This is a genomic window from Haloplanus sp. C73 (assembly GCF_051195115.1).
Classification (GTDB): Archaea; Halobacteriota; Halobacteria; order Halobacteriales; family Haloferacaceae; genus Haloplanus.
In genome coordinates, this window is sequence record NZ_JBNTJZ010000005.1 from 1 (window position 1) to 17,108 (window position 17,108).

Below are 17,108 nucleotides of genomic sequence, written 5' to 3' on the forward strand. Positions count from 1 at the left end.
GGCTTCGGTGCCATCGTCGCTGTCATCGCGCTCATCGCGGCTGCACTGCTGGCAGTCCGACGCAACAACTAACGACTGACCGCCGCAAGCGGTCTCACCGCGAATTCTTTTATCAACACGCTACCGCCCCAGAGCCGCTGCTCTACCGAACCTGACGAGTAGCAGACTTCTGGTATCAAACGAGGAGTTGCGCCGCTCCGTAGTCGGCGTGAAAGAGTCCGAAAAACGGCAGGGATGGACTCGGCGGGATTTGAACCCGCGGCCTTCCCCGTGCCAGGGGGATGATCTACCGCTGATCTACGAGCCCGCGGCGCATCGATTCGTACCGCGGTCCGAATAATAAGGGCTTCGACTCGTCTGCTGGGCGTCGAGGGGGGCTTCGAAACGGTTTAGTGCCGGAGCGAGAACACTATGTCGGGAACGGCGCGACCGCAAATCTGACTCGCCCATTTGGGCTTGGGATTGCGGGAGTGCGTGTACCGACAGCTGTCGGTCACGATACGCTTCTGCGGTCTGTGCGGTTCCAATCTACCAATGGCACGAATGCATACCCGCCGCCGTGGCTCGTCCGGTTCGGACAAGCCGGCGGCAGACGAACCCCCGGAGTGGAGCGACGTAGATGAATCTGCCATCGAGGAGCGGATAGTCGAACTCGCCGAGCAGGGTCACGACCCGAGCGTCATCGGGATGAAACTGCGTGACGAGGGCGTGAAAGGCACGCCGATTCCCGACGTCAAACTGGCGACGGGAAAGAAGGTCACGGAGATTCTCGAAGAGAACGACGCCGACGGTGACCTGCCGGCAGACCTGCGAAACCTGATGATTCGGGCGATTCGCCTGCGCGAGCACATGGCGGAGAATCCGCAGGACCATCAGAACAAGCGCGCACTCCAGAACACGGAGTCGAAAATTCGTCGACTGGCCGACTACTACCGCGGTGACGCCCTCGACGAGGACTTCACCTACAGCTACGACGTCGCCGTCGAACTACTCGAAGAGTAATGTCCACCGCGCCCGCTGCTGTCGAGGACGCCGCCGGCGAGATTGCCGCCGCGCTGCGCGACGCCCCGTTCGTTCGGGTCGTCGCCGCCGCCGACGGTGACGCACTCGCCGCCAGCGGCGTCCTCGTGCGGGCGCTCAGACAACTCGGCACCCCGTTTCAGGTGCGCGTCGAAGCGGTCCCCGACCCGATTCCGGGCGAGGGCGACGACCTCGTTCTCGGCATCGGCGCCGGCGCGACCGGCGGTGACCGCTCTCTCACCGGGGCCGACCCGGCGAGTCTGGTCGCCGCGGCCGCGGTGCGCGAACTCGGCGCGGACGTGGACCCGGTACTCGCGCTCGCCGGCGTCGCGGCGGCGGACAGACCGCTCGACGCCGGAGACGCGGCGACGCTGTTGGAGACGGCCCGGACGGAGACGGCCGTCGACCGCCGCCCCGGTCTCGCGATTCCGACGACGGACGTCTCGGAAGGGCTCGCCCACTCGACGCTCGTCCACGCACCGGTGTCGGGCGACGGCGAGGCGGCGCGGGCCGCTCTCGACGACCTGAACGTCGGACCGGACCCGACCGACGAGGACCGGCGTCGCGTGGCGTCGTGGCTCGCAATCGAAGCGACGGCGTCGTCGGCGCGGGCCGCCGAGGCCGTCGAGCGAGTCCTTCGACCGCACGCGACCCCGGACGGTCGGTTCGCGACCATCGAGGGTTTCGGCGACGTCCTCGACGCCGTGGCTCGCGAGCGCCCGGGAACGGGCGTCGCACTCGCCATCCGCGACGGCGGGTTGCGCGCCGCGGCGCTGGACGCGTGGCGGGCACACGCCCGCGGCGTCCATACGGCACTCCGAGAGGCGACGACGGGCCGGTACGACGGCGTGTTCGTCGCTCGGACCGAATCGGCCGCTCCCGGTCGACTCGGGACGGTCGCCCGGCTCTGCCGGGACTTCCAGTCACCGGAGCCGGTCGTCCTACTCGTCAGCGACGAGGGCGCCGCGGCGGCGAGCGTCGACGACGCTCGTCTTGGCGACGCCATGCGCGAGGCGATTCGGAGCGCCGACGTCGAGGGACGGAGCGCCGGGAACGGCACGCGGGCGACGGCACAGTTCGACACAGCAGTCGAGGTATCGAGGTTCGTCACGGCGTTCAGGGAGGCGCTATGAAACGCGCCTGCGTCGAAACGACACACGCGGACGCGGAGACGATTGCGGCCGCGCTTCGGCCGGACAACACGCCGTCGATGTCGACGCGCGTGGATGGCGACGTGGTGCGGACGCGAATCGAACGCGAGACTGCGGGCGGACTGCAGTCCACCGTGGACGACTACGTGGTGAACCTGACGGTCGCAGCGACCGTCGCACGAACGACACGCGAACACAGACACAACCATGAGTGAACGCTCAGTATCCAAGCAGAAACGCGGCAAGCGCTGGTACACCGTCTTCGCCCCGGAGCAGTACGACCGGGCGGAACTCGGCCAGACGGTTGCCGACGAACCGGAGAAAGTCATCGGACGAACAATCGAAACCACCCTCGGCGACCTCACTGACGACGCCGGGGCGAACAACACTAAGCTCACGTTCAAGATTACGGACGTGGGCTCGGACGCCGCCTACACTGAGTTCGTCAAACACGAACTCACGCGGGACTACCTGCGGAGTCTCGTGCGCCGCGGCGCCTCGAAAGTCGACGCGACCATTACCGTGCTGACGACGGACGACTACCGCGTCCGCGTCCAGCCCGTCGCGTTCACGACGAAGAAGGCCGACCGCAGTCAGGAGCAGGCCATTCGTCGCATCATGATTGACATCATCGAGAACGCCGCCACCGAACGCGACTTCCAGTCCTTCGTCGAGAGCGCCGTCGAGGGCCGTCTCTCCTCCGCCATCTACGGCGAGGCCAAGACGGTCTACCCGCTCCGACGGGTCGAAATCCAGAAGCTCACCCTCGAAGCGCGACCCGAAGAGGTCGCCGCCGAGGAAGAAGCCTCTGTCGACGTGGACGAAGAAGACGTCGCCGTCGAGGAGGACTGAGGCTCCGTTTTCACCTTTTTCGCGACGCTCACCGGCGAGCCGAAGGCTTATCTCCGGCCGTTTTTTAGGCATACCTAAAATGAATGGGTCGACGGAACAGATAGCCGGGGCCGTGTTTCGAGCAATCACTCGACACGGGCACGAGGAGGTCGAACAGGCAGCCATCAACGCGTACGCCGACGTCGACGAGGATGCCCGGTCAGATAGAGAGGGACTCTCGCGGACGATGTTCGCGGAGTTGCTCGATGCGCTCGCTCACCATCTCGACAGCGATGAACAGGTCGAGGTGCTCACAGCAGCAATCGAAGGACTGGTGAACCGCTTCGGGACCGTCATCGACGCGGCACCGGTTGCCATCTGTGCCGTCGACGCCGATGGCGTGGTTCAGTTGTGGAATCCCGCCGCCGAGCGGACGCTCGGATACGACCAATCGGTAATACTCGGTCGCCCGTTCGAAACGACGTGGGCCGACGACGACGAGACGATATCGCTGTCGGCGTGTCTGGAGCGGATTCGGGCGGGAGAACGGCTGACCGGCATCGAGACGCGACACCACCGCCCCGACGGCTCACTCCTCGATACGCAGGTGTGGGCCGCACCGCTGGACGACGACACCCAGAATGCGATGTTCGTCGTCGTGGACGTGACCGAACGCCACGCGCGACAGGAGCGACTGTCCGTCCTCAATCGGGTGCTGCGTCACAACATCCGGAACGACCTGAACGTCGCCATCGGCCATCTGGACCGTCTCGCGGAACAACTCCCGGCTGACGACCCGAGTCTGCGACTGGTCCGCGAGCGACTCGACTCCATTCTCGAACTGAGCGATACCGCCCGTCGAATCGAACGGGTCGCCGACGCCGACCGCACCGATGCGATATCGTTCGACCTCGCTACCGTCCTCGCCGACTGCATCGACCGCCTCCGCCAAGACGTTCCCGCCGCCGAGGTGTGTGCAACGCTCCCCGACCGCCTCGCTGTCGTCGGGCACGAACTCCTCCCCTACGCCTTCGAGAACGTCCTCGAAAACGCCGTCGAGCACAACGACGCCGCCGAACCGACGGTATCGGTCGAACTCACGCAACCACCCGATGGCGACCGGGCGGCGGTCCGTATCACCGACAACGGACCGGGGTTGCCCCCGGTCGAACGGCAGGTGCTCCAGACCACCGAGGAGACCCAGCTCACACACAGCACCGGTTTGGGGCTATGGCTCACGAACTGGATCGTCCGCAAATCGAGCGGGCGGGTCGACGTCGACTGCTCGGCGAGCGGGACGACCGTCGTAATCGAACTCCCGACGGAAACCGGTCACTCCTCGACGACGACCTGACCGACCATGCCCGCTCGCTCGTGGGGGATGCAGAAGTAGTCGTAGGTGCCCGGCACCTCGAAGGTGTGGCTGTATCGCTGGCCGTTTTCGAGGGCGCCGTTCATCCCGTCCCACGCCTCGCGGGCGGCCGCCTCCGTCTCGTACCCGCCCGTGGCGAAGTAGTCGGCCTTGTCCGGGATGGATTCCTCGTAGGCGGTAATCGAGTGTGCGCGGGCGCTGTTGTTGTACCAGACCACTTCGTCGCCGACGGAGACGGTGAGTTCCGCGGGTTCGAAGGCCACCGCGGTCATCCCCACGTCGCCGTCGACGCCGCCACCGACCGCGCCGAGAGCGGCACACCCCGACGTTCCCGCGGCGAGCGCCGTTCCGAGGGTCGCGAGCACTCGACGTCTGTGCATACCCATCTCTCGGGGAGCGGCGGATATAGGCGGCGTGGTTCGCGCGTCGAAGGGGCGATATAAAGACGTAAATCCTCGGTGGCTGAGTGAGCCACTATGCAACCGCGGTTCGTGGGCCGGCTGGGACTCGCGGACGCCGTCACCGTCGGCAACGCGATGCTCGGCTTCCTCGCCGCGTTCGTCGCGACGCGCGATGCGGCGCTCGCCGCCCGAATCGTCCTGCTCGCGGCGGTGCTCGACGGTCTGGACGGAGTTATTGCGCGCAAGCGCGGCGGCACGCTCGCCGGGCCGTATCTCGACTCGCTCGCGGACGTCGCCTCCTTCGGCGTCGCGCCCGCGCTCCTCATCGCGTCGCGCGCGGCCGAGACGTGGTCGCTCGGCGCCGACCCCGTCAAATACGGGCTCGCACTCCTCTTGCCCGCCGTCTACGTCGGTATGGCGGTCACCCGACTCGGGCTCTACACCGCCTACGACAGCGACGTCTCCGAGACGAAAGGGGTTCCCTCGACGCTCGCGGCGACGGTCCTCTCGGCGGGCGTCCTCGCGGGGTTCGTCGGGCCAGCGCTTCTCGTGGCGCTCTCGGGACTGCTCGCGGCGCTCATGGTGACACAAATCACGTACCCCGACCTCCACCCGCAGGACGCTATCGTGATGGGTGTCGTGCAGGTGCTCGCCATCGTGCTTCAGGGGCGCCCCGGCGAAGTGTTTGCCTTCGCGCTGCTCTTTCTCTCGCTCGCGTATCTCGTCCTCGGGCCGCGGTTCTACTGGACGTGACGGCTCGCGGGCGGCGTCACATCCCCATGTCGCTAGCTTCCTCGGGAACCGGTAAGTCGTGGACGCTGACACCGAGGAGTTCGGCGGCGTGGTCGAGCGCCATGTCGAACCCGTAGTATCGCTCCAGTTCGTCGCCCTCGGCGTCGCGGCGGACGGTCACCATCGCGTACCCCTCGCTGTTCTGGGCGAGCGCGGCGGTTCGACCGTCGCGCTCGAAGACGACGACCCGCTCACCGCCCGCTTCGTAGTAGCGAGCGGTCACGTCGTCCGTTTCCTGTACGGCGTTTCCCGTCTCCTCGTCGCTCATGTGGTCGAATCGACGCTCCGGCCAGTCGAAACTTCCGGTCCACCGGTCGACCCCATGACAATCACTATAAGCCATCGCGGCGCAGTACGTGTATGGCACTCGATGCCGTCGAGACGGACAAGAGCGTGGGATTCGGCATGCTGTTCGGGATTCTCGCCGCCGCCGGTGCGCTGGGTATGCTCGCCGCCCCCGGTCAGTTGGCCAAAGCCGGCGGGTTCGCACTCGCCGTGGTCGCCGCCCTCTGTTCGGTCGTGGCGGTGCAAGTGTACGCCTGACGGCGTCCGCTTGAAAGAGTTAAGAGCATGAATCCCGTAACAGGGGTGAACGATGACCTCCCTGACTGAAGAGGAACGGCGAATCCTCGCGTATCTCCACGACAGCGTCTCTCGGGGTGAACGCTATTTCCGCGCGAAGAACATCGCCGACGCAATCGGTCTGACGGCCAAGCAGGTCGGGTCCCGGCTCCCCCGACTGGCCGAGAAATCGGAGGACGTGGAAATCGAGAAGTGGGGACGGGCCAAATCCACGACGTGGCGCGTCACGCAGGGGTAACCCCACGCTTTTTGGCTGTCCGACGGAACCACATCGTATGACCGTACGTGTCCGGCGGGCGTTCGAGTTCGAGGTGCCGGCGGAACGCGTCTGGGACTTCATCTCCGACCCCGGCAAGCGCGCCGAGGCCATCAGCGTCGTCCGCGACTACGAGATAGACGGCGACGCCGCGACGTGGCACATCGACCTCCAGTTGCCGCTCGTAGACCGAACGGCCACCGTCGAAACCGAAGACGTCGAGCGCGACGCCCCGACCTACGTGAAGTTCGTCGGCCGCTCGAAGGTACTGCGTGTCACGGGCGAACATCGCATCACCGAGACGGAGACGGGCTGTCGACTCGACAACGAGTTCGTCGTCGACGGTCGGCTTCCGGGCGTCGAGCGCTTCTTCAAGAAACGGCTGGACGACGAACTCACGAATCTCGAAACGGCGCTCCGGCGTGACCTCGGGCTGACGGCATGAAACTCGCGCTGGCCCAACTCGACCAGACGGCGGGTGACGTGGACGAAAACCTCGACCGGGCCGCGACTGCCGTCGCCGACGCCGCCGCTCGCGGCGCCGACCTCGTCGTCCTCCCCGAACTGTTCACCGTGGGCTACTTCGCGTTCGACAGCTACGCCCGCGTCGCGGAGGGACTCGACGGGCCGACGTTCGACCGGCTCTCGGCCCTCGCCGCGGACCACGGCGTCGGCCTACTCGCTGGCAGTCACGTCGAGGACCTCGCGGCGAGCGCCGACGCCGGCGTCGACGTGCCCGACTCCGACGGCCTCGCGAACACCTGCGTGTTCTACGACCGCGACGGAGCGCGTCGCGCCGTCTACCGCAAACACCACCTCTTCGGCTACGAGTCGGCGGAGACGCGCCTGCTCACGCCGGGCGAGACGCTCGCGACCGTCGAGTTCGAGGGGTTCACGCTGGGGATGTCGACGTGTTACGACCTGCGCTTTCCCGAACTCTACCGTCGGCTCGCCGACCGGGGGGCGACGCTGGTCTGTGTGCCGAGCGCGTGGCCGTACCCGCGGGTCGAACACTGGGAGACGCTCGCGCGAGCGCGGGCCATCGAGAACCAGTGTTACGTCGCCGCCGCGAACGGCGCCGCCGAGTTCGCGGACGCGACGCTGCTCGGGCGCTCGACGGTGTACGACCCGTGGGGGACGACGCTCGCGAGTGCGGCCGACGACCCGACGCTCGTCGTCGCCGACGTAGACGCCGACCGAGTCGAGGCGGTCCGCGAGGAGTTCCCGGCGCTTCGGGACCGGCGAGACTGACCGTCCGCCGCCGGTGTCGGTGGATTTATCTGTCGCAGGAACAAGATTCGGGTGCCGACGCATCGACGCTTTTCTCGTCGAGACTCGGCAACAAAACTCCACCACGTCGTCGCTCGCCCGGACCCGGACCCCTCTCGCCCGGCAGGGTGTTCCGGGTCACCCTTCGTCTCCTCACCTCGTCCACCCCTTTCGTAGTGTGCATTGTGACTGTGTCCCGCTGGTTCGCCACTCCGTTCCGGCGAACCAGCAGTGCTGACTCATAATAAACACTATCATGCCGCGCGCTTCTCGATTTCGCCCTTGAGCGCCGCGGCGTCGAAGCCGTGGTCCGGCCTGATGTTGACGAAATCGAGGAACTCCCGCGCCGCGAGGAGTTCCTCCGTGGTGTAGGCCGTCGCCGCGGCGTCGACGGTCGCCGCCGCACCGATGAGCGGTTCGAGCGCCGCCAGCCCGCAGGCCGCGTCGTACGACCGCGCATCGTCCCGGCCCTCGGAGCCGACGTTCGTGGCGTCGATGAAGTAGAGTTCGCCGTCGAGGATGAGAACGTTCTCCGCCCGGAGGTCACCGTGTGCGAGGCCGTGGTCGTGCATCGTCCGCAGCGCCGCAAAGAGTTCGGGCGCGAGTTCGCGTTCGGTCTCGCGGTCGAGTTCGTCGAGCGGCCGGAACTCCGGCAGATATTCGAGAACGACCACGCCGAGGCCGTCGATTTCCAGCGCTTCGAGGGGTTCGGGCGCGTTCAGCCCGATGTCTCGCATCTGTCTAGTCGCGTCGAGTTCGTGTTCCGCCATCCCGTAGGGGGTGCCGAAATGCTCGAAAAAGCCCTCGGTCCCGGCCGAGAAGACGCCGAGGTTGCGCCCGGTGGTAATGAGGGCGTGCACCAGCGAGTTCTGCTTCGAGATGACTTTCACGAAGAGGTCCTCGTCGAGAACGACCGGCGTCGAGAGCCAGTTGTCGGCGTCGAGACAGCGGACCGACGGCTCCTCGCGACCGTACCGCGTCGCGACTTCGTCGACGACCCGGTCGAGGCGGTCGTCGTCGATTCGACCGCGGAGGAGCTGCCGGACTTCCATCAGCGCTCGATACGCCGTCGGGAGGGATATACTGTTGGGCGAACCGAGACAGCCGCTATCATCGCTCCAGTGCCGCCGAGAGCGTCTGTGACACCCGTGTCCCCTCGGAGCGCGCCACCGGGAGACGGACGTCGCTCTCGCCGAATCGCTCGATGACGAGCGCCGGCTGTCGCGTTCGGAGATAGCGCCAGCCGAGCGCGAGCGCCCCGGCACAGAGTCCAACGCCGCCGACGAGAAGTAGCGTCGTGAGAAGCGAGAGCGCCGCGACGAGGGCGTCGGTCACGGCGAGGACGCTCCCGATGGGGGCACCCTCCGCGCTCGCGCTCACGGCGAGCGTCTCACCGAGACCCATCGCACGGAGGGCGACACTGCCACCGACGGCAACGAGGCCGTAGACGCCGGCGCGCAGACTCCAGCCGAGCAGTTGGCGCTCCCCCTCGGCGTCGACGCCGACGCTGCTGACGTTGGGTCGGGGGACCGCTTCAAACCGGCGTCCGTCCGCGGCGGGGTCGTACGCGAGGACGCGATGGCTGGTGACGGCGACCCAGCCGTCGCCGAGGGACGCGTTTTCGACCACCTGTTCGCCGGCGTAACAGAGGTCCTCGGGGTCGTAGTCGGTCGATGCTCCCGCGGTGTCGGCCATCGGACGCCCCGACGGGCGCCGCCCTCCTGACCCTTTCGGCGGGTCGACCGGGCGATTTTAGACATCGGCGGAGCGAGGTGGCCCGTATGCACGTAGGTGAACGGAGCGGATGAGCGACGATTCGGAGTCCAGTTTCGTCGCGTACGGCATCGAGGACAAACCACCGGTGCTCACGTCGGCGCTGCTCGGCGTCCAGCACTACCTGACGATGGTGGGGGCGAACGTCGCCGTCCCGCTGATTCTCGCGGGTGCGCTGGGGATGCCCGAATCGGTCATCCCGCGGTTCGTCGGGACGTTCTTCGTCGTCTCGGGCATCGCGACGCTCGCACAGACCACCTTCGGCAACCGCTACCCCATCGTTCAGGGCGCACCGTTCTCGATGCTGGCCCCCGCGCTCGCCGTCATCGGCGTGGTCCAAGCCAGCAATCCGACGGGGCCGGCGTGGGAGGCGGCGCTTCTCCAACTGCAAGGGGCGATTATCGCCGCCGCACTGGCCGAAGTCGTCATCGGCTACTTCGGCCTGCTGGGCCGGCTCCGTGCCTACATCTCGCCGGTCATCATCGCGCCGACCATCGCGCTCATCGGTCTCGCGCTGTTCAACACGCCGCAGGTGACGAGCGCGAGCGGGAACTGGTGGCTGCTGGGGCTTACCCTCGGCCTGATAGTCCTGTTCTCGCAGTATCTCGGTGACGCCTCCCGGGCGTTCAAGCTCTTTCCCGTCCTGCTGGGCGTGGTCGCCGCGTGGCTGGTCGCCGCGGTGCTGTCGGTGACCGGCGTCTACGCACCGGACACGTCGGGCTACGTCGACCTCGCGTCGGTGGCGGCGGCGCCGGCGCTCATGCCCATCCACCCGCTCCAGTGGGGAGTCCCCCAGTTCGAAACGGCGTTCATCATCGGGATGCTCGCCGGCGTCGCGGCGTCCATGCTGGAGTCGTTCGGTGACTACCACGCCGTCGCTCGCCTCTCGGGCATCGGCGCGCCGAGCGAGCGCCGAATCAACCACGGCATCGGTATGGAGGGGCTGATGAACGTCTTCGCGGGGCTGATGGGCACCGGTGGCTCCACCTCCTACTCCGAGAACATCGGCGCCATCGGGCTGACAGGCGTCGCCTCGCGGTACGTCGTCCAGATTGGGGCGGCGGTGATGCTCGTCGTCGGCTTCGTGGGCTATTTCGGCCAACTCATCGCGACCATCCCCGACCCAATCGTCGGCGGCCTCTACGTCGCCATGTTCGGCCAAATCGTCGCCGTCGGCCTCTCGAATCTGGAGTACGTCGACATGAACTCCTCGCGAAACGTCTTCGTCGTCGGCATCGCGCTCTTTACCGGCCTCGCCATCCCGGCGTACATGGGTAACGTCGGGAGCGCCGCGGCGTTCCGCGAGGGGATGCGCGGCGTCGCCGTCCTCGGCCCGGTGCTCGGCGCCCGCGCCGTCGCCGACACCATCTACGTCATCGGGTCGACCGGCATGGCCGTCGGCGGCCTCGTCGCCTTTGTCCTCGACAACACTATCGAAGGGACGCGAGAAGAACGCGGCCTCGTCGAGTGGGAGCAAGCCACCGAAGACGAGGGCGATTTCGCATCCGCGTTCGACCGCTTCCTGCGCGACTGACCGACACGCTTTTTGTTTTAGGCAAGTCTAAAAACACATAGCAGGACCGGGATTCGGCTTCTGGCCGACTGGTGAGATGCGTCTCTGTCACTCGCTCATTCTGTCGTGGCTATCGGAGGGTTTTTGTATTTTTAGGCTGGCCTAAAACACATGCGGCACTCCAGACGAAAGTTACTACAGACGACCGGCATTGCCCTCGGTGGCATCGGGCTGGCCGGCTGTAGCGGGCAGAGCAGTACCGAAACGGAAGACTCGACGGCGACTTCGACGGCGACAGACACGAGTGCGCCGACCGAGACGCCGAGCGGTGGGGCGTCGGCGGACACGGCACTCGCCGCGGAGTGGAACACGATGCGCGCTCGACTTCACGACGCGGCGGCGCTCGGGCGCGCCGAACAGTCCGGCGCGGCGGCGTCGCTGGTCGGCGACGTCTTCAGCCGATTCGAGCAGGCGTCGGGCGAGTACGGCGCACACGAGGGGCTGGAGTCGACGGACGAGTCAGCCTACGAGTCCTTCGAGGGCACCCTCGGCGACGCCCGGTCGGCGTTCGAGGCCGGCAACGTCGAGGAGGCGACCAGTGCGCTCGGCACGGCCGAGGATAACCTGTCGTCCGCCCAGCAAGCGCGGACGTCCGGGAGCGCCACCGAGGCGTTCTCGCTTTTCGTCTTCGCTTCGCGCGTTCGGAACGTCGACGCGCTGGCGACGGCGGGCAAGACGGACGCCGCAGCGACGGTCGGACAGCAGGTCTTTGCCGACTTCGAGCAGGCGGCCGTCCACGACACCATCGAGTCCGCGGGCGAGGAGTACTACGAGGGCTTCGAGGGTGGTCTGGAAGACGCCATCTCGGCCGCGAACGACGGCGACGCCGACGGCGTTCACGAGGCGGCGCTATCCGCGTCGACGGCCGTCGTCGACGCCGCCTACGAACTCGTCTCCGAACCCGTCGCGGGCGTCGGCCACCTCTCGCTGATGGGTGCGGTCGGGTTCGACGCCGAGATGGTCGCCAGCATGGGCGGGCCGGGCGTCGCCACCGCCCACGCCGCGGGGCTGAACGCCTACCGCGTCCGCGTCCGTGACGCCGCGTGGCTCTACGACGCCGGACAGCCCGAGGCGGCGAAAGCCGCCGCCCAGTCCATCTTCCAGCACTTCGAGGGCGCTCGCGCTCACGAGGCGCTCGAAGAGGCGAGCGAGTCCGCCTACACCCAGTTCGAACACGAGGGGCTGGAGTCGCTCATCACGGCCATCGAAGACGGGAACGACCAAGGCGTCACCGACTCGGTGACGACGGTCCACGACGCGCTCACGACGGGCATCACCACGCTCGCGAGCGACGCGGGGCCGACCCTCCAGTCCGGCTTCTTCCGCGCCCGACTCGGTGACGCCGGCGAGCGCTACCGTCAGGGCGAGGCCGAGGTGGCGGCGACGATTGCCGAAGACCTCTTCGCTCGCTTCGAGGAGAACGAGGCCGGCTTCCACGAGGCGCTCGAAGACACCAGCGAGGACCTCTATCACACCTTCGAGGAAGACCATCTGGCGGCCCTGCCCGACGCCTTCCGCGCGGGCGACGACGACGCCGTCGAAACGCATCTCACCGGCGCGCAGGACGCGCTGGTCGAGTTCGAGGCGACGACGAGTACGCCGCTCGCGAGCGCCGCCGCCGCGGGCTACATGACCGGCCGCGCTGGCGACGCGGGCGTTCTCTCGACGCTCGGTGCGACCAGTCGCGCCGAGACGGTCGCCAGCGACGCCTTCAGCTACTTCGAGGCGGGCGCCAACGGCTTCCATGAATCCGTCGAAGAAGCCAGCGAGGACCGATACCACGCCTTCGAGGAAGCGCTCGGCGCCGTGCGCTCCGCGACGACCGGTGACGCCGACGCCTACGACGCCGCGACGACGTTCGCCGACGAGGCGACGGCCGCCGTCTACGCCGTCGTCGAGAACGGCGGCTCCGGCGGCGACGTGAACGCCGGACCGCTCGTCAGCGACGTGTTCGCGGCGTTCGAGAACGCCCGCGTCCACGAAGCCCTCGAAGCGGGTGACCACGAGGCCTACGAGACGTTCGAGGGAGCGCTCTCGGACTACGTCTCCGCACTGGAGAGTGGCGAGGGCGTCGATGCCGCGGCCGAGCGGTTCGCGAGCGCCACACAGCGCGCCGGCTTCGCCGTCGCCGGAGCGATGGAGCAGGCTCCGCCGCTCGCCGAGAGCGGCGGTGGCGAGGAAAGCGGGGGCGGCGAGACGGACCTCCAAGGCGGCCCGAACGTCGTCGAGGGCGTGCCGGACGACGCCGACCACGTCGTCGACATGCAGGCCGTCGCGTTCGAACCCGCGGAACTCACCGTCTCCGTCGGCGACACAGTGGCGTGGAGCCACGCGGCGGGCGAACCCCACTCCGTCACGGCCTACGGCGACAACATCCCGGACGACGCGACGTACTGGGCGTCCGGCGGCTTCGATTCGGAGGAGGCCGCTCGGACCGGCTGGGAGGAGGGCAGCGGCGCCGTCCAGTCGGGCCAGTCGTACGTCCACACCTTCGAAACGGCCGGCGAACACGCATACGTCTGCATCCCGCACGAGGCGGCGGGCATGGAGGGGACAGTCGTCGTCGAGGAGTAACGCACTCGGCGGCCCCCTGACCGCCACACCACCTCGCTACCGTGGGCACGGTAACGTACACTCCCTCCACTCCTTTTCGCGGCGTCGACGACGTGACAGTCGAAAGGTTCTGGTTCGTCCCCGTCACAGAGAGGGACATGTATCGCCGAGGCCACTGGGGCGTCTCCTTGCTCGTTTTCGCACCCGTCGGGTTCGCACTCGTCAGTTTGGGGCGCCCCGAACTCGCCGTCGTCGGCGGCGGCGCCATGCTCTGGCTGTCGACGGTGCCCGACTGGGACCACCGACTCCCGCTCATCTCACACCGCGGTCCGACTCACACGCTCGCGTTCGCGCTTCTCGTCGGCCTCGTCGGCGCCGGCGCGGGAGCGGCGTTCGCCGAGGTGTTTCCGGGCGACCGGACGACACTCGTCGCCTTTGGGTTCGGCATCGGAACGCTCGGCATCCTCGCACACCTCCTCGCGGACGCCCTGACGCCTGCGGGCATCCCGCTTCTGTGGCCACTCTCCGGCCGCGATTTTTCCGTGTATCTCACCCGCGCCGACAACACCGTCGCCAACTACACCCTCTTTGCCGTCGGGGTCTGTGCCACTGCCGCCGCCGCGTTCGTCGCGACGGGAGTGGTCTGATGGGCGATATTGAGCCACAGAATCGCAAAATGGTCGCCGCATCCCCGATATAATTTGATATGTTATATCATACCACGCATCCCCAGAAACCTTATATCTCTGCTTTTCGTCGTATGTGACGCAATGGCGACTGGTACGGTTGCGTTCTTCAACGACACGGGCGGTTACGGGTTCATCGAGAGTGAAGATGCGGACGAAGACGTCTTCTTCCACATGGAAGACGTCGGCGGTCCGGACCTAGAGGAGGGTCAGGAGGTGGAGTTCGACATCGAGCAGGCCGACAAAGGCCCGCGAGCCACCAATCTTCAGCGACTCTGAGGTCGAACCGCGGTTCGGTTCGACGCCCGAGTAGCGGCGCACGAACGACAATGTCCTATTTCTCTCACCCTCATAGCGTGCCCGCTGCCGCACGCTCGCGTATCCGCGCCACTCGCTCCCGAATCGCCGCCCACTCGTCGGCGGACTTGTCGTCGACGTGGCTGTACATCAAGCCCATTCGCCCCGTTCCGCGTAGCGTCGACTCGTGGTCGTTCAGGAACGCCCAGTAGAGCGCGTTGAACGGACAGGCATCGTCGCCCGTCGTCGCGTCGACGTCGTACGGACAGGCGTCGCAGTGGTCGCTCATCCGGTCGATGTAGTTGCCCGAGGAGACGTAGGGCTTCGAGGTGAACGCGTCGGTAGCGAAGGTGCCCATCCCGAGGACGTTCGGCGCCGTCACCCAGTGATAGGCGTCGACGAACCCGAACTGAAACCACTCGGTCAACTCGTGAGGGTCGGCGCCGTACAGCGTCGCGAAGTTGGACAGGACCATCAGGCGCTCGATGTGGTGGGCGTAGCCCCGCTCGTAGACGTGTGACACCGCCTCGTCCAGACAGCGCATTTGCGTCCCCTCGCCGTAGTACAGCGGCGGCAACGACCGTGACCGGTCGAGCACGTCGCCATCGGTCAAATCGGGCATCGTCCGCCGATAGACGTGGCGCATGAACTCCCGCCAGCCGAGAACCTGCCGGACGAACCCCTCCACGCTCTCGATGGGCGCCGCATCGCGCTCCCACGCCTCGACGGCGGCGTCGACGACTTCACCGGGGCGGAGGAGTCCGAGATTGAGCGACGCCGACAACAGCGAGTGTGCAAGCGCCCACTCGCCGCCGACCATCGCGTCCTGATACGGGCCGAAGTTGGGGAGGCGATGCGTGACGAAGTGGTCGAGGGCGTCGAGTGCCTCCTCGCGAGTGACGGGCCACGCGAACCCCCCGATTTCGCCCCACGTGTCGAACGTCTCCGCCACCCAGCCGAGCGTGTCCCGAGTCAGGTCGTCGGGGTCGTACCGTGGCACCGGCGGTGGCGACCAGTCCGCCGGCGGCGTCTCGCGGTTCGACTCGTCGTAGTTCCACTGCCCGCCGACCGGGTCGTCGCCGTCCAGCAACACGTCGTCTCGCCGTCGCATCCAGCGATAGAAGTTCTCGTGGCGGAACTCGTCCTCGGCCGAATCCCACTCGTCGAAGGCGTCGGGCGGACAGCGAAACCGGTCGTCCTCGACGAGCGTGAGCGAGCCACCGCGGCTCTCCACCAAGTCACGCAGACGGGCGGCGGCGCCGTGGGTCGGCGGACGCATGAGACGCAGGTCGTCGCCCGGATGCGCCTCGAAATGGGCGTCCAGCGCGTCGCCGAAGGTGTCCGCCCGACGATACTCGACGTCGTACCCCGCTTCGCGACGCGCGTCACGAGCGTGGCGCATAGCCGCAAACACCAGTCCGAGTTTCTGCGGGTGGTACGGCCGGCGTCCGGCGAAATCCGTCGCTTCCACCATGAGCACCCGGTCGGCGCCGTCGAGGACGTGATGCGACGGGTGGAGGTGGTCGCCGAGTAACCAGACGGTCATGCCGGGGCGTTCGGCCTACCGCATCAAAACGGTGGGGCCGACGTGCGGTGGTCACGTCAGTCGGTGACCTCCCCGCGTCGACGGGCTATCGACACCCCATACCGGGAATAAAGCGTTCCAGATACCGTCGGCTCGGCGTCTAGCGTCTGAAAAATGTTGCTGTCTGTCGCTGTGAGCGACAGTCGTTGTTACAGTCGGACGACGTTCGCCGCGCGAGGCCCCTTGGGCGAGGACTCGATGTCGAACTCGACCTCAGTACCTTCCGTGAGGTCTTCGCCGCCAACGTCCTCCATGTGGAAGAACACGTCTTCGTCGTCGTCGAGGTCGCCGTCTTCAGTCGAAATGAAACCGTAGCCGCCTGTGTCGTTGAAGAAATCAACCGTACCAGTTGCCATTACATACAGACTGAGGGTTGGGCGAGGGATAACCCTTCCGCGAGTCGGGGTACCACGACCCAGAACGCACGTGGCGGCCGACCTGTGGCCGTCCGAATACGACTGGCGTCGCCATCTTCGTCACGAACGTCGGAAAACGAGTGCGTTGGGTCGAATTTGAACCACAGTCTTTCGTCAGTCTATGACACGGACGCTCCGCTCACAGTCGCGATATCGACAGAAATGGGTTGGGGCAGATTCGAACTGCCGACCTGCTCCGTGTGAAGGAGCCGTCATAACCGGACTAGACCACCAACCCGCCAGTACATCGATACTGGCGAGGTGGACTTAAGGGTTGTCTTACTCCGCCGAATCGTCGCCGCGGTATCGGCGAATCCGCTCCCGGGCGTTGGCGATGGCAGTCTGTGCCTCGCCCTCCGCCCGCTCTTCGAGTTCCTCCAGTTCCGACTGCAGTGTCGCCAAGCGCGACGGCTCGGGCTCCTCCTCGCGGCCGGTGAGTTCGCGGAAGCGCTCTTCGAGCGGTTCGAGCTCCTCCAGCGCCCCCTCTTTCGCGTGTTCGCCCGCTCGACCGATGTAGTACAGTGCGTCCTCGAAGTGCTTGTTCATATATG

The 17,108-nt window shown here is 66.9% G+C and carries 22 protein-coding genes and 2 tRNA genes; 15 read left to right on the top strand and 9 right to left on the bottom strand.

Features of this window, described 5'->3' with window-relative positions:
• Positions 1 to 72, top strand: a 72-nt coding sequence (locus tag ACQUSQ_RS09785) for a PGF-CTERM sorting domain-containing protein (RefSeq protein WP_435069178.1), incomplete at its 5' end; no start/stop codon positions are given.
• 163 nt (positions 73 to 235) lie between these two features.
• On the opposite strand, the gene ACQUSQ_RS09790 is transcribed toward ACQUSQ_RS09785, so the two are convergent.
• Positions 236 to 307, bottom strand: a tRNA-Ala gene (locus ACQUSQ_RS09790).
• A gap of 227 nt (positions 308 to 534) precedes the next feature.
• Here ACQUSQ_RS09790 and ACQUSQ_RS09795 point away from each other — a divergent pair.
• The 5 genes from ACQUSQ_RS09795 (at position 535) to ACQUSQ_RS09815 (ending at position 4,356) form a co-directional block, all read left to right on the top strand.
• Complete coding sequence (locus tag ACQUSQ_RS09795) at positions 535 to 1,002, top strand: 30S ribosomal protein S15 (protein ID WP_435068692.1); 468 nt, start codon at positions 535 to 537, stop codon at positions 1,000 to 1,002.
• Positions 1,002 to 2,153, top strand: coding sequence for an exonuclease RecJ (locus ACQUSQ_RS09800; RefSeq protein ID WP_435068694.1), 1,152 nt, complete (start codon positions 1,002 to 1,004; stop codon positions 2,151 to 2,153). Before ACQUSQ_RS09795 ends, ACQUSQ_RS09800 begins: the two co-directional genes overlap by 1 nt.
• Positions 2,150 to 2,386 carry a KEOPS complex subunit Pcc1 gene (locus ACQUSQ_RS09805; RefSeq protein ID WP_435068696.1) on the top strand — a complete coding sequence of 79 codons (237 nt, stop codon included), beginning with the start codon at positions 2,150 to 2,152 and terminating at the stop codon, positions 2,384 to 2,386. Before ACQUSQ_RS09800 ends, ACQUSQ_RS09805 begins: the two co-directional genes overlap by 4 nt.
• Positions 2,379 to 3,023, top strand: coding sequence for a 30S ribosomal protein S3ae (locus ACQUSQ_RS09810; RefSeq protein WP_435068698.1), 645 nt, complete (start codon positions 2,379 to 2,381; stop codon positions 3,021 to 3,023). Before ACQUSQ_RS09805 ends, ACQUSQ_RS09810 begins: the two co-directional genes overlap by 8 nt.
• 79 nt (positions 3,024 to 3,102) lie before the next feature.
• Positions 3,103 to 4,356 carry a PAS domain S-box protein gene (locus ACQUSQ_RS09815; protein WP_435068699.1) on the top strand — a complete coding sequence of 418 codons (1,254 nt, stop codon included), beginning with the start codon at positions 3,103 to 3,105 and terminating at the stop codon, positions 4,354 to 4,356.
• Here ACQUSQ_RS09815 and ACQUSQ_RS09820 read toward each other — a convergent pair.
• A complete protein-coding gene (locus tag ACQUSQ_RS09820; RefSeq protein ID WP_435068701.1) occupies positions 4,335 to 4,754 on the bottom strand; it encodes a cupredoxin domain-containing protein in 420 nt (139 codons plus the stop codon). The two genes, ACQUSQ_RS09815 and ACQUSQ_RS09820, sit on opposite strands and share 22 nt — an antisense overlap.
• Before the next feature lie 96 nt (positions 4,755 to 4,850).
• Between ACQUSQ_RS09820 and ACQUSQ_RS09825 the strand changes: the two genes are divergently transcribed.
• Complete coding sequence (locus ACQUSQ_RS09825; protein ID WP_435068703.1) at positions 4,851 to 5,528, top strand: protein sorting system archaetidylserine synthase; 678 nt, start codon at positions 4,851 to 4,853, stop codon at positions 5,526 to 5,528.
• A gap of 16 nt (positions 5,529 to 5,544) precedes the next feature.
• Here ACQUSQ_RS09825 and ACQUSQ_RS09830 read toward each other — a convergent pair whose 3' ends face one another.
• Positions 5,545 to 5,835, bottom strand: a complete 291-nt coding sequence (locus ACQUSQ_RS09830; RefSeq protein ID WP_435068705.1) for a DUF7111 family protein — start codon at positions 5,833 to 5,835, stop codon at positions 5,545 to 5,547.
• Positions 5,836 to 5,927: 92 nt separating this feature from the next.
• Here ACQUSQ_RS09830 and ACQUSQ_RS09835 point away from each other — a divergent pair, with 92 nt between their 5' ends.
• From ACQUSQ_RS09835 to ACQUSQ_RS09850, 4 genes are read left to right on the top strand one after another with little or no spacing between them, the layout of a single operon-like run.
• The gene (locus ACQUSQ_RS09835) at positions 5,928 to 6,110 is read left to right on the top strand and encodes a DUF7525 family protein (protein ID WP_435068707.1); all 183 of its coding nucleotides are present in this window, start codon (positions 5,928 to 5,930) and stop codon (positions 6,108 to 6,110) included.
• Positions 6,111 to 6,162: 52 nt separating this feature from the next.
• Positions 6,163 to 6,387, top strand: coding sequence for a DUF7123 family protein (locus ACQUSQ_RS09840; RefSeq protein WP_092629599.1), 225 nt, complete (start codon positions 6,163 to 6,165; stop codon positions 6,385 to 6,387).
• A gap of 37 nt (positions 6,388 to 6,424) precedes the next feature.
• Positions 6,425 to 6,850 (top strand): SRPBCC family protein, encoded by a 426-nt coding sequence (locus ACQUSQ_RS09845; RefSeq protein ID WP_435068709.1) that lies wholly within the window; start codon positions 6,425 to 6,427, stop codon positions 6,848 to 6,850.
• Positions 6,847 to 7,656 carry a carbon-nitrogen family hydrolase gene (locus ACQUSQ_RS09850; protein WP_435068711.1) on the top strand — a complete coding sequence of 270 codons (810 nt, stop codon included), beginning with the start codon at positions 6,847 to 6,849 and terminating at the stop codon, positions 7,654 to 7,656. The genes ACQUSQ_RS09845 and ACQUSQ_RS09850 overlap by 4 nt, the downstream gene beginning before the upstream one ends.
• A 272-nt stretch (positions 7,657 to 7,928) precedes the next feature.
• Here the strand turns inward: ACQUSQ_RS09850 and ACQUSQ_RS09855 are convergent, their stop codons facing one another.
• Positions 7,929 to 8,726: an RIO1 family regulatory kinase/ATPase domain-containing protein gene (locus ACQUSQ_RS09855; protein ID WP_435068714.1), complete on the bottom strand. Its 798-nt coding sequence runs from the start codon at positions 8,724 to 8,726 to the stop codon at positions 7,929 to 7,931.
• A 58-nt stretch (positions 8,727 to 8,784) separates the two neighbouring features.
• On the bottom strand, positions 8,785 to 9,369 hold the full coding sequence (locus ACQUSQ_RS09860) for a hypothetical protein (protein WP_435068716.1): 585 nt from the start codon (positions 9,367 to 9,369) through the stop codon (positions 8,785 to 8,787).
• A 109-nt stretch (positions 9,370 to 9,478) separates the two neighbouring features.
• Here ACQUSQ_RS09860 and ACQUSQ_RS09865 point away from each other — a divergent pair, with 109 nt between their 5' ends.
• The 4 genes from ACQUSQ_RS09865 (at position 9,479) to ACQUSQ_RS09880 (ending at position 14,538) form a co-directional block, all read left to right on the top strand.
• Positions 9,479 to 10,981 (top strand): uracil-xanthine permease family protein, encoded by a 1,503-nt coding sequence (locus ACQUSQ_RS09865; RefSeq protein ID WP_435068718.1) that lies wholly within the window; start codon positions 9,479 to 9,481, stop codon positions 10,979 to 10,981.
• Between the two features lie 150 nt (positions 10,982 to 11,131).
• On the top strand, positions 11,132 to 13,594 hold the full coding sequence (locus ACQUSQ_RS09870; RefSeq protein ID WP_435068720.1) for a DUF5059 domain-containing protein: 2,463 nt from the start codon (positions 11,132 to 11,134) through the stop codon (positions 13,592 to 13,594).
• A gap of 137 nt (positions 13,595 to 13,731) precedes the next feature.
• Positions 13,732 to 14,220, top strand: coding sequence for a metal-dependent hydrolase (locus ACQUSQ_RS09875; protein ID WP_435068721.1), 489 nt, complete (start codon positions 13,732 to 13,734; stop codon positions 14,218 to 14,220).
• 123 nt (positions 14,221 to 14,343) lie between these two features.
• Positions 14,344 to 14,538 carry a cold-shock protein gene (locus tag ACQUSQ_RS09880; protein WP_435068723.1) on the top strand — a complete coding sequence of 65 codons (195 nt, stop codon included), beginning with the start codon at positions 14,344 to 14,346 and terminating at the stop codon, positions 14,536 to 14,538.
• A gap of 70 nt (positions 14,539 to 14,608) precedes the next feature.
• On the opposite strand, the gene ACQUSQ_RS09885 is transcribed toward ACQUSQ_RS09880, so the two are convergent.
• The 4 genes from ACQUSQ_RS09885 to ACQUSQ_RS09900 form a co-directional block, all read right to left on the bottom strand.
• Positions 14,609 to 16,102, bottom strand: a complete 1,494-nt coding sequence (locus tag ACQUSQ_RS09885; RefSeq protein ID WP_435068725.1) for a cryptochrome/photolyase family protein — start codon at positions 16,100 to 16,102, stop codon at positions 14,609 to 14,611.
• A 188-nt stretch (positions 16,103 to 16,290) separates the two neighbouring features.
• On the bottom strand, positions 16,291 to 16,497 hold the full coding sequence (locus tag ACQUSQ_RS09890) for a cold-shock protein (protein WP_435068727.1): 207 nt from the start codon (positions 16,495 to 16,497) through the stop codon (positions 16,291 to 16,293).
• Between the two features lie 223 nt (positions 16,498 to 16,720).
• Positions 16,721 to 16,795 (bottom strand) — tRNA-Val (locus ACQUSQ_RS09895).
• Between the two features lie 41 nt (positions 16,796 to 16,836).
• Positions 16,837 to 17,103 (bottom strand): DUF7553 family protein, encoded by a 267-nt coding sequence (locus tag ACQUSQ_RS09900; RefSeq protein WP_435068729.1) that lies wholly within the window; start codon positions 17,101 to 17,103, stop codon positions 16,837 to 16,839.
• Between the last annotated feature and the right edge of the window lie 5 nt (positions 17,104 to 17,108).

Coding starts and splice junctions, on each gene's coding strand:
- ACQUSQ_RS09795 (WP_435068692.1), top strand. CDS start 535: ATGGCACGAATGCATACCCGCCGCCGTGGCTCGTCCGGTTCGGACAAG.
- ACQUSQ_RS09800 (WP_435068694.1), top strand. CDS start 1,002: ATGTCCACCGCGCCCGCTGCTGTCGAGGACGCCGCCGGCGAGATTGCC.
- ACQUSQ_RS09805 (WP_435068696.1), top strand. CDS start 2,150: ATGAAACGCGCCTGCGTCGAAACGACACACGCGGACGCGGAGACGATT.
- ACQUSQ_RS09810 (WP_435068698.1), top strand. CDS start 2,379: ATGAGTGAACGCTCAGTATCCAAGCAGAAACGCGGCAAGCGCTGGTAC.
- ACQUSQ_RS09815 (WP_435068699.1), top strand. CDS start 3,103: ATGAATGGGTCGACGGAACAGATAGCCGGGGCCGTGTTTCGAGCAATC.
- ACQUSQ_RS09820 (WP_435068701.1), bottom strand. CDS start 4,754: ATGCACAGACGTCGAGTGCTCGCGACCCTCGGAACGGCGCTCGCCGCG.
- ACQUSQ_RS09825 (WP_435068703.1), top strand. CDS start 4,851: ATGCAACCGCGGTTCGTGGGCCGGCTGGGACTCGCGGACGCCGTCACC.
- ACQUSQ_RS09830 (WP_435068705.1), bottom strand. CDS start 5,835: ATGAGCGACGAGGAGACGGGAAACGCCGTACAGGAAACGGACGACGTG.
- ACQUSQ_RS09835 (WP_435068707.1), top strand. CDS start 5,928: ATGGCACTCGATGCCGTCGAGACGGACAAGAGCGTGGGATTCGGCATG.
- ACQUSQ_RS09840 (WP_092629599.1), top strand. CDS start 6,163: ATGACCTCCCTGACTGAAGAGGAACGGCGAATCCTCGCGTATCTCCAC.
- ACQUSQ_RS09845 (WP_435068709.1), top strand. CDS start 6,425: ATGACCGTACGTGTCCGGCGGGCGTTCGAGTTCGAGGTGCCGGCGGAA.
- ACQUSQ_RS09850 (WP_435068711.1), top strand. CDS start 6,847: ATGAAACTCGCGCTGGCCCAACTCGACCAGACGGCGGGTGACGTGGAC.
- ACQUSQ_RS09855 (WP_435068714.1), bottom strand. CDS start 8,726: ATGGAAGTCCGGCAGCTCCTCCGCGGTCGAATCGACGACGACCGCCTC.
- ACQUSQ_RS09860 (WP_435068716.1), bottom strand. CDS start 9,369: ATGGCCGACACCGCGGGAGCATCGACCGACTACGACCCCGAGGACCTC.
- ACQUSQ_RS09865 (WP_435068718.1), top strand. CDS start 9,479: ATGAGCGACGATTCGGAGTCCAGTTTCGTCGCGTACGGCATCGAGGAC.
- ACQUSQ_RS09870 (WP_435068720.1), top strand. CDS start 11,132: ATGCGGCACTCCAGACGAAAGTTACTACAGACGACCGGCATTGCCCTC.
- ACQUSQ_RS09875 (WP_435068721.1), top strand. CDS start 13,732: ATGTATCGCCGAGGCCACTGGGGCGTCTCCTTGCTCGTTTTCGCACCC.
- ACQUSQ_RS09880 (WP_435068723.1), top strand. CDS start 14,344: ATGGCGACTGGTACGGTTGCGTTCTTCAACGACACGGGCGGTTACGGG.
- ACQUSQ_RS09885 (WP_435068725.1), bottom strand. CDS start 16,102: ATGACCGTCTGGTTACTCGGCGACCACCTCCACCCGTCGCATCACGTC.
- ACQUSQ_RS09890 (WP_435068727.1), bottom strand. CDS start 16,497: ATGGCAACTGGTACGGTTGATTTCTTCAACGACACAGGCGGCTACGGT.
- ACQUSQ_RS09900 (WP_435068729.1), bottom strand. CDS start 17,103: ATGAACAAGCACTTCGAGGACGCACTGTACTACATCGGTCGAGCGGGC.